Source organism: Petrachloros mirabilis (genome assembly GCF_975968855.1).
Genome location: NZ_CDLUDY010000011.1, coordinates 1 through 9,335, shown reverse-complemented (window position 1 = coordinate 9,335; position 9,335 = coordinate 1). Strand labels below are relative to the sequence as shown.

The 9,335-nt window shown below is 53.6% G+C and carries 9 protein-coding genes; 4 read left to right on the top strand and 5 right to left on the bottom strand.

What is annotated here, in order from left to right; genetic code table 11:
• A partial coding sequence (locus ACWVCN_RS00475) for a hypothetical protein (protein ID WP_455243536.1) occupies positions 1-259 on the top strand: 259 nt, incomplete at its 5' end.
• 114 nt (positions 260-373) lie between these two features.
• Here ACWVCN_RS00475 and ACWVCN_RS00470 read toward each other — a convergent pair.
• Entirely contained in the window at positions 374-3,052 is a 2,679-nt protein-coding gene (locus ACWVCN_RS00470; protein ID WP_455243535.1) for an ABC transporter permease, read from the bottom strand.
• A complete protein-coding gene (locus ACWVCN_RS00465; protein WP_455243534.1) occupies positions 3,049-3,807 on the bottom strand; it encodes an ABC transporter ATP-binding protein in 759 nt (252 codons plus the stop codon). Before ACWVCN_RS00465 ends, ACWVCN_RS00470 begins: the two co-directional genes overlap by 4 nt.
• On the opposite strand from ACWVCN_RS00465, the gene ACWVCN_RS00460 reads away from it, so the two are divergent.
• Positions 3,806-4,501 carry an arylesterase gene (locus ACWVCN_RS00460; protein WP_455243533.1) on the top strand — a complete coding sequence of 232 codons (696 nt, stop codon included), beginning with the start codon at positions 3,806-3,808 and terminating at the stop codon, positions 4,499-4,501. The two genes, ACWVCN_RS00465 and ACWVCN_RS00460, sit on opposite strands and share 2 nt — an antisense overlap.
• Positions 4,502-4,595: 94 nt before the next feature.
• On the opposite strand, the gene ACWVCN_RS00455 is transcribed toward ACWVCN_RS00460, so the two are convergent.
• The 3 genes from ACWVCN_RS00455 to ACWVCN_RS00445 all read right to left on the bottom strand — a co-directional run bounded on the left by ACWVCN_RS00455 (position 4,596) and on the right by ACWVCN_RS00445 (position 6,942).
• On the bottom strand, positions 4,596-4,787 hold the full coding sequence (locus ACWVCN_RS00455) for a hypothetical protein (RefSeq protein ID WP_455243532.1): 192 nt from the start codon (positions 4,785-4,787) through the stop codon (positions 4,596-4,598).
• Between the two features lie 104 nt (positions 4,788-4,891).
• Positions 4,892-5,791, bottom strand: a complete 900-nt coding sequence (locus ACWVCN_RS00450) for a hypothetical protein (protein ID WP_455243531.1) — start codon at positions 5,789-5,791, stop codon at positions 4,892-4,894.
• Between the two features lie 164 nt (positions 5,792-5,955).
• The gene (locus tag ACWVCN_RS00445; RefSeq protein WP_455243530.1) at positions 5,956-6,942 is read right to left on the bottom strand and encodes a ChaN family lipoprotein; all 987 of its coding nucleotides are present in this window, start codon (positions 6,940-6,942) and stop codon (positions 5,956-5,958) included.
• Between the two features lie 91 nt (positions 6,943-7,033).
• On the opposite strand from ACWVCN_RS00445, the gene ACWVCN_RS00440 reads away from it, so the two are divergent.
• The gene (locus tag ACWVCN_RS00440) at positions 7,034-8,422 is read left to right on the top strand and encodes a hypothetical protein (protein WP_455243529.1); all 1,389 of its coding nucleotides are present in this window, start codon (positions 7,034-7,036) and stop codon (positions 8,420-8,422) included.
• Between the two features lie 145 nt (positions 8,423-8,567).
• A partial coding sequence (locus ACWVCN_RS00435) for an AAA family ATPase (protein WP_455243528.1) occupies positions 8,568-9,335 on the top strand: 768 nt, incomplete at its 3' end.

The window sequence follows — 9,335 nt, the reverse complement described above, 5'->3', positions numbered from 1 at the left end:
GGGCTGGTCGTTCGTCAAACAACACTGGGATCAGATGGACAAGCGTTTTCCTAAACAGGGACTCCGGCGGATGTGCGGAGGCATCACAAGTCTCTGCGAACCTGAACTTGCGCGAGACGTCCAGGAATTCTTTTCGGCACGCAGGATCGATCTGGGCGGGAAAACCCTGCAACAGTACTTCGAGCAACTACGCATTGCTGTCTCGTTTCGAGAACGCAACGGGGAGGAATTACGAAGATTGCTGTCACAGAATCAGTAGTTCCTACACAATCATCCCGGACAAACTGGCTGAGCACACTACACGCTTGGAGTGCCCGCCTTTTCTGATTATCCACCGCGCGATACCGGATGACTCACAATTCTCTTCCTGCTTTTATTCATGACGTAGTATCGTGAGCGGTCGCTTGCCAAGAATGTTAAACGTACTGAGAAAGCCGACACACAGCGTCAAGATAATTGTGCAGGCGAGACCCGTGAGTAGCACGGTCGGGTGCAGGCCCCAAGTCAGGTCAAAGATATGGATTAAAACTAGCCATGACAGGGCGCTCGAAAGGCAGATTGCCATTACCCCCCCGACCATTCCCAAGAGCGCATACTCGGCGGCAAACGTTCTGGCAATGAGCCCCCGGGTGGCACCAAGTGCCTTGAAGATTACGGACTCGTAGAGCCGCCGATACCTTGTGGCCGCGAGCGCCGCTGCCATCACCAACGCTCCCGTGACAACGCAGAATATCGCGACAGCACGGATCGCCAGGGCTAGACGGTCGAGGACCCTCGTGAAATTGTCAAGGACATCGCCGATGTGTATTGCGCTCACATTGGGGAAGGATGCCACCACAGCCTGCTGTAACGACACCTCGATATCTGACGGCACACGGATCGTAGCCACATAGGTCAAGGGCGCACCGTTAAGCGATCCTGGAGAAAGAATCATGTAGAAATTCGTCGAAAAGTTCCCCCAATCGACCTTGCGAATGCTGGAGACCTTTGCGCTAATCGTGGCACCCTGGATATCGAATTCCAGGGTAGAACCGATCTCCAATCCCAACGATTTTGCCGCTTCTTCTTCGACCGAAACTTCTGCTTCGGCAAACGCCTGCCCCGGCTTCCACCAGGTTCCCTGTATGATGTCATTGCCTTTGGGTACCTGATCGAGAAAAGTCAGGACATACTCGCGAGACAGGTACCACCGCTTTCGTCTTAGATCCTTGCCCTCCTCTTCAGGATCATCTTCGTCCTCTCGTGTACCCTCAACCTTCACCACCTCGCCATTCACGGCGTGCAGTCGTGCCCGAACGAGAGGAGTCAATTCCGGCGACGATCCGGAAGTCTTCTGCCTAATCAAGTTGGCAAACCGTTCAGTTTGGTCGGGTTGTACGTCGATGAAGAAAAATGTCGGAGCATCGTCCGGGCGCGTATTTCCGATCTGATGCAGGAGCGACTGTTCCACCAACGCCACCGTAACAATTGTTGTGACACTCACCCCGATGGCAACCAATATTCCATGTGTATGGCCTCCTGGCCGCATGATGTTTCCCATCGCATAGCGCAGGCTGAGCGAGACGGGTTTAGGCAGAACTCGAATCCCTCCCAGAAGCAGCTTCGCGGAGACAAAAATAAGGACAGCAGCGGCCATCAAGCCGCCGAGAAATAACCCGCCGACTTTCCACGATCCGGCTTGCCAGATCGACAGTGCTCCGAGTCCGATCACAATAGCAACGGCGACGAGGACTGCTCGCGAATCGTTTAATCCGCTCCGAATCCACCATGGGGAGCGAGGCGAATTCGTTCCAAGAGAAGCTGATTCCACTTCGCGTCGAAATATCGCCGCTGGTTTGACTTCACGAATTTTGAGCAACGGCCAAAGGGTAAACAAAAGCGTGGTGAGGAGCCCCAGAGCACCCCCTTTCATCAAAGGCAACAACGAAGCCTGTGAGAGGTCTGTAGAAACGCCCAGTTGATCGAGCAGATCCGACACAAATATCCCGGCAAGGAAAGGTGGCAACAAATGCTGCAACACGATCCCCAGCAGCATACCGGCGAGGCTTCCCAGGAGGCCAAGCCCCAGAGCCTGTACGACATACGCGCGAATAATTGTGCCAGAGTCCGCTCCGAGGATTTTCAGAATCGCGATGACTTTCAGCTTCTCATGCAAGAACGCTTGAATCGACATCGCCACGCCCAGTCCACCGATAAAGAGTGCCGTCAACCCGATGAGCCCGAGATACCGAGACAACTGCTCCAGGAACCGCTTGAGCTGCGGTTGGGCTTCCCGATAGCCTGTAACACGAACACGTTCGGCAGCCAATCGACCTCGCAGCTCCTCCCGAAGAGGCTCCAGTACCGTTCCTGTAGGAAGTTTGAGAAGATGCCGCTCTCGAACGCGGCTTCCCGGTTTGATAAGTTCTGCTGCTTGGAGTCCTTCTTGCGAGATAATGACCCGTGGGCCCAGGCTGAAGGCGTTAGCCATACGATCCGGCTCCGTACGAACGATGCCGGTAATTTTGTACGTAGCCTGTCCGATCTTAAGCGGGTCGCCGATTGAAAGGTCCATGCGAAGCAGCAGGGATTCTTGGACGATAGCACCGAGACAAGGCTGTCGATTACAGGTTCCTGAATCCGGATGGAGCAAGGAATCAACAGATCGCACAGGCTCTAATTTCAAAGTCCCATATAATGGGTAGGAGGAATCAACCGCCTTGAGCTCGATTATCTGGGTAGTTTGAGCAGCCCCTCTCTTCCGATCAACATCCTGCGATTGAGCTGCCATAGCGACCAACTCACTGACATGAGTGGTGACGATTCCACGATCGCCTAACGAATGCAGCACACTCTGGCCCTGCTCGCTGAGAGGATGCGATGAGCGAATTTCCAGATCTCCGCCTAGGAGGCCTCTCGCTTCTTTTGTAACCGTCCGATCCACATGAGCCGAAAAAAGCGAGACTCCGACCAAAGCACCTACTCCTACTGCTATGCAAAAGAAAAAATAGAGGAAATGCCGCCAAGCCCCTCTCGTTTCCCGCCAAGCCATGGAGAAGACGAACTCGTTCATCGTTCAGACCCATTAGCTCTACTCCGTGAGACCATTTCATCGGACTCAATTCGGCCATCGCGCAGAGCTACCACCCTGTGCATCAGCGACGCGATTGCACTGTCGTGCGTCACCAATACCAAGGTCGTACCGCGATCGCGATGAAGAGAAAGCAACAACTCCATAACCTGTTTCCCGGTCACCGAGTCGAGATTGCCGGTCGGTTCATCGGCCAAGAGAATCGGGGGACGGCAGGCAAAGGCCCGAGCAACGGCGACACGTTGCTGCTCACCTCCCGACAGTTGTACAGGGTAGTGATTGACGCGCTCACGAAGTCCCACGGCGCTCAGCAATTCGATCGCCTCGACTCTGGGGGAGGAGTATCCGGCCAATTCCATTGGAACAAGAACATTTTCTAGAGCGGTGAGCGTGGGAATCAGGTGAAACGATTGAAAGATATAACCGATCATTTCCCGACGAAAGCGGGCCATGCGGCTTTCAGAAAAAGTCGTAATGTCCGTTCCGCCCAGCTCAATGGACCCGCTTGAGGGTCGATCCAGCCCTGCCATCAGTCCAAGCAATGTAGACTTTCCGCTCCCGGAAGGTCCGACAATGGCAACCATCTGCTTGGCGGGAATTTCTATGTTGACGTCGTCAAGGATGGTCACGGTCCGTCCGCCGGCCGTCAATCTCATGGAAAGTCGCTGGATCTTGATCATGCAACCGAATTTCCCATGGCAGAGAATCTCCTTCCTGGTAGTATACTGTAGTTGCATGAAACTTTTAGGAGTGAGTACGTCGACATTACACCACTTGATCGTGCTTCTCACGATCCTCACAATTTACCAGTCGAGCGCTTTGGATACTGTTCTTGCGGAGTCGACACAACAAACGCGAAACGCTTCTGGAGAGATTCCTCGAATTGTGGCTTTCGGAAACAGTCTTACAGCTGGCCTCGGTGTCTCCCCAGATGAAACCTACCCTGCGCATTTACAACAACACCTGGATCGTAGCGGCATCCGTTATCGAGTCGTGAATGCCGGAGTGAGTGGAGACACGACCGCTGGCGGATTACGACGCGTGGCCTGGATCCTTAAAAGTAGACCTCAAGTGGTCATCCTTGAGTTAGGGGGGAATGACGGATTGCGGGGTCTCAGTCTCTCAGAAACTAGATCGAATCTCGAAACAATTATCCAAAAGTTTCGTGAGGCATCCGTCACCGTCGTGCTGGCCGGAATACAGCTCCCTCCCAATTATGGCAAAGAGTATACGGCGGGTTTTCAGGCAATCTACCCCGCGCTTGCCAAGAAGTACGGGCTGGTCTTCATCCCGTTTATTCTCGAAGGGGTAGCAGGATCGGTTACACTCAATCAGGCAGATGGCATCCATCCCACGGGGGAAGGCTATCAGATCATCGCACAGCATGTTTTCGAGCAGCTAGAACCCTTACTATCGGAGGGCTCCCCTTGAGAGAAGGGATACGAACTCACGCGAGAATCTAATAAAAAAAGCAGGCCCCCTAAGTATGCTCAGGAGGCCTGCTTTTCAAACGAAAACAAATTGCCTAGCTTTTCCTCAAGAATGTGTCGTAGACACCATAAGCCAAGATCAATCCGATCAACGTATAGTACATGCCAGTGATCCCGCTATAGTCCGGCGGGCCGTCCCCTTTCGGTTCGTTGGCCAACACCTGGGAGGCACTCAGCAAGAGTACCGTTCCAGCGAACGTCCCAGCCTGCGCAAGAAACTTCATCATAAGCCATCCTCCCTCGTACGTATCAATAAGAAGACGATTCAGAGGGGCGCATTGTACTCAAACTGCCAGGTTTCACGCAAGGGGGCTTGGAAATGAACCGGCTATTAGGGATTTGATTTGGCAACGGCCTTGAGGGCGGCAGCAGCTTCTTTGAATGAATTTGCGAGCTTATCAAGCTGGGAACCTTTTGAAAGTAATTCTCCTGCCATTGTCTTGACTTGATTATCGTAGCTCACGATGTCAGAGGCAACTTCTGCCACCCTTGCAACCATGTCTTTATAGCCAACTGCTTCCTGTTGCAACTGTTGGATGGCCGTTTGTGCTGTCCTCACTTCGGCCATAGAGGCTTCGAGCTGTTGCGTTATGCGCGAGACGTAGGCTTCGCGATCCTTTCGCTCCGACTCAAGGCTAACCTGGATCTCTTCAACTTCGCGGCGCCGTTCGTCGAGGTTGCGAATGATCTGAGCCCAAGCCGCAACATTTCCGTTCAATCTCGAGGAGTCAGGAAGGGGCTGCCTCTCTTCAAGGGCCTTCATCGCCGGCTGCAACCATTCAACGAAGGCCATAACCTCGCTCAATTTCAGATCAGCTGTTTGGGCACTAGATGAGCCCATTCCGCCTCCATTGCCATATTGGCCATTCACGGTCGTGGTTGAGGAGGCGGATGACTGGTTTGGTGCCTTGGCGGTAGCCCGTGGGCGGACCCAGCGGTGATATTCCAATAGCACTGCGATGCAGTGACGGCACATCGGTTCTTCAGGGAGCGAGCAACTGCATTTTGAGACAAGGTGTCCGTCTTTGAGGCGAATGGTTTGTTCATAGAGACCGGAGTTGCCGATTACGGCGGACGAGATCTGCACGTCATCGGCTTCCACGATTCGCACTCGATTTTCTGAAAGGTATTGGTTGCCGAGATGGAAGGCATTACGGTCGACGACGCCTTGAATCATAGGAGGATCCAACAGGCTCAATCGGTCAGCCGAACAGGGGATCTTATTTCGCATACGCGCGGTTCCCACGGTAAACGTCTGGTCTCCGATATCGTAATTTTTGTTAGTGTGAAACGCTTCCTCTCATCTGTCAAGCGCACAGGCATTCTTTACACGGTGGAAGTGGAGGCTACACAACCGGATCGCTAGGCGCATTGGCGCGGATAGTCAAAGGGAAATTAGCGACATCGACGAGGCGGGCCATGGGATGAGAGCGGCGTCAGCCAGACATAATCAGCGATCATCCCGTTAATCATTTCGTGGAGTTCCTCAAGGCGTCCCTTTTCATAGGCCGTCAAGTAAATAGTCACTTGCTGGACGTCGTTGCTCAGACGGCGCGCGACCCTCTTCGGCACCGGAAGGTTGTATTGGATATGACCTCCTCCCGTATAGCTCACAACCGGTCCGCTTCCAGACTTCTTCGAATCACGTACCGCCTCAACGATCGACTTTGCCATGCCTTCGTCACGAACCATCGATGCCTCGTACATAGACTGGTACATCTTGTCCGAGCCCCCATCATGACAAGCACGGAGCTGACGCATAAGCTGTTGCCGGTACGTCGGATCGTCGACGATCTCTTCTTCTTGCATACCCCATCGAGTCCACTCGGGGTCGAGCCGCACATTCGCGAGCCCCTGTTTTGCCACCAGCCTAATCAGGCGCTTGGGGGGATTCAATGCAACCAGCGATAATTGATGCGATTTGGCAAAAGAAACCAAGCCTTCATAGTCCTCAAAAGGTCCGCCCCAATTTTGTTTCCAGCCGCTCAGATCGATAAATTCCTCTCGGCTCACATCCTTTGTCCTCACATAACGGTCCAACTCCTGCTGGTTCTCCCATCCGAACATCTCCATTGCCAGTACCGGCCGATGTCCCCCATCCGTCAATTCTTTCAGCACTGTCAACGCGGCATTTATGTGAGAGCGGTTATGGTGTTCTTCTCCAAAGTACACAATCTCCTGTTGACCAACACGCTGCATTAATACGTCAAAAGACACCGGTAGCCCCGACGAGGTTTCAATAATCTCGCCCTCCTTCCACTCCACGGGGCTGTCAAGCGGCGCAGTGACAACAGGCGAGTGAGGGCGGACTGAACAGCCCCCCGCCGTCATGAGAATCCACAGCAAGACAACAAGTCGTCCGATCGTCGCTGTCAATGGCACGAAGTTATTGGTTCCTTTCTCTCGTTTTTCCTAACACAGCAGCATTGTTGCAGCAAGACCTCAAACCTTGACCCTCCGACTATGGACCGTTATGCTGCGCACTTCACTGTGTGCTCAGCGCCATGCGTCAGCAGGATTCCCATCCAGCCTTATCATACCGATGACGACAGAAGCCAAGGTTCTCTCTGAATTTCGCTCGCAGGTTTCTAGGGTCATCAAAGAGCGCGCGAGGGAATGGGAAACGTCACGTAGACTCCTCGAAACAACCCGGTTCAATAAAACGCTGCGCCGGCTGCTCGAAGAAGCCAATCGCTCCGATCATCTCCCTTCCCCGGTTCGAGACACCATCACCGTTGCCTTAAAGCATGGAGAAGCTCAACGCATACAAGACCTGCCGGGAGCAAAACTTAAGGAGTTGACCGGCCTTCCGCCGAGCAAAGCCTTTAGGGCGCTCTGCGTCTTGTTTAATCTGGTAGAAATTCCGTCCTTTCGTTGGCCTGCCCCAACGCTCGATGATGAAAAGATCGAGCAATTTCTCCGTAATCACGACAATCCTTTCGATCTCCTGTTGACATCCGACGTGCCATCCGTCCTCGACCTCGGGGCCGGCGACCTATCGTTTGCAACCGAACTCGCAGACCGGTACGTGCCGTTGGTGCGTGAACGAGGCCGCACGCTTATCCTGCACGCTGTGGATCGACTCAGACCTCAATCCCAATTGGGGGGGCCTCTACATCCTGACCAGGAACGCCTTCAAGGACTGAGAACCCGCCCTGGCCTCTCGTTTCAATTTTTCGGCGATCAAGATATGTGCAGCCTTGAGACCCTTGACCAGACTGATCGTCTCGCACCCTGCTACACCATTTCGACCTGTTGGGCTCCTGCTACTCCTACCTTTGCATATGAACCAACAAGACTCTCTCCTGAAATAATTCAGGCGGAGTTGCGACGGACAAAAGGGGCCTTTCATCACACCCTCTATGCGGGAGAGTCGGCTCTCGAAGTCCGACACGGGGACCGCACACTGCTTTTCCCCCCTTGGAAATTCGACATCCGAGGGCCATTGGCATTGCTGGATGTGATTTCACGACGCGGACGCCTTTGCATCCTGGGCGCAGTCGACAACCAAGTGTTCTGGGAACTTCTCTCACAGTTGCTTGAAGACGATCGATACCGGCCGGTCGATAAGCCTTTTACTGCTGAGTCGATTCCGGAAGTGTTTGGGGAGATTTATCGAAATCTGGCGGCCGTACCGATCGGTGGAACCATCGATCTGTCGATGTGTGCCACCTTACGAACACGGATTCCCTTCGTACTTTCGAAACAAGGTCGGCATCCACCCTCACATGCATTTCGCACGGTCCAGGTGCGCCGAGGCGCGACCTTTCCGCATATGCCGGCCAGCAGTACTGCGAGGTGTTTTCGCGACATGGTGGAAGAAATACCGCCCTGGATGCTGGTCCTCGTCCCCTATCTCTAGCTTGAGACAACCTTCGTTTTTCATCACACTAAGACAGAACCTCGCCGGAATCCGTGGATTTATTGACCGTCTTTCAACCCTTTGTTAGACTTCCCCCGTGCAAAACCACCATCCATTATTGAGCCACCAGAGCCAATAATTCCCCATGAATCAATCGAGTAGCATTGGAAGTATTCAGGATAATATTGCCCGGGTTATCAGGGGAAAAGATGAGGTCATCGAGATGGCCGTCGTATGCCTCTTGGCTCGTGGACATCTTCTCCTCGAAGATGTTCCTGGGGTAGGTAAAACCACGCTCGCCCATAGCCTCGCCAGATCCCTCGATTGTTCTTTCAAGCGCATCCAGTTCACAAGTGACTTACTTCCGTCCGATATCGTCGGGGTCTCTATGTTCAACAGGCAGAAGCAAGGGTTCGAGTTCATGCCGGGACCTATTTTCGCCAACATCGTTCTGGCGGATGAAATCAATCGAACGACGCCAAAGACGCAGAGCAGCTTGTTGGAAGCGATGAGCGAAGCGCAGATTTCCGTCGATAACCAGACCTATCCCTTGCACCAGCCCTTCATGGTCATTGCCACGCAAAACCCGGCCGAATACCACGGTACTTTTCCACTACCTGAATCACAACTCGATCGTTTTCTCATGCGGCTACGGATCGGTTATCCCTCATTAGAAGAAGAACGCAAGGTTCTTGGACGTCCCTATGCGCACCATCCGGCCGAAACTCTCGAGGCCGTTATGCCGGCACAGGAAGTTCTGGAGCTCCAGCGTCGCGTAGACACGATTCACACCGACGAGAGCCTCACGGACTATCTCTTGGCCATCGTCCAAGCCACACGGAACAGCGAGCTGTTGTCGCTCGGCGTCAGTACGAGAGGCGCCCTCGCGCTCAATAAGGCAGCTAAAGCATTG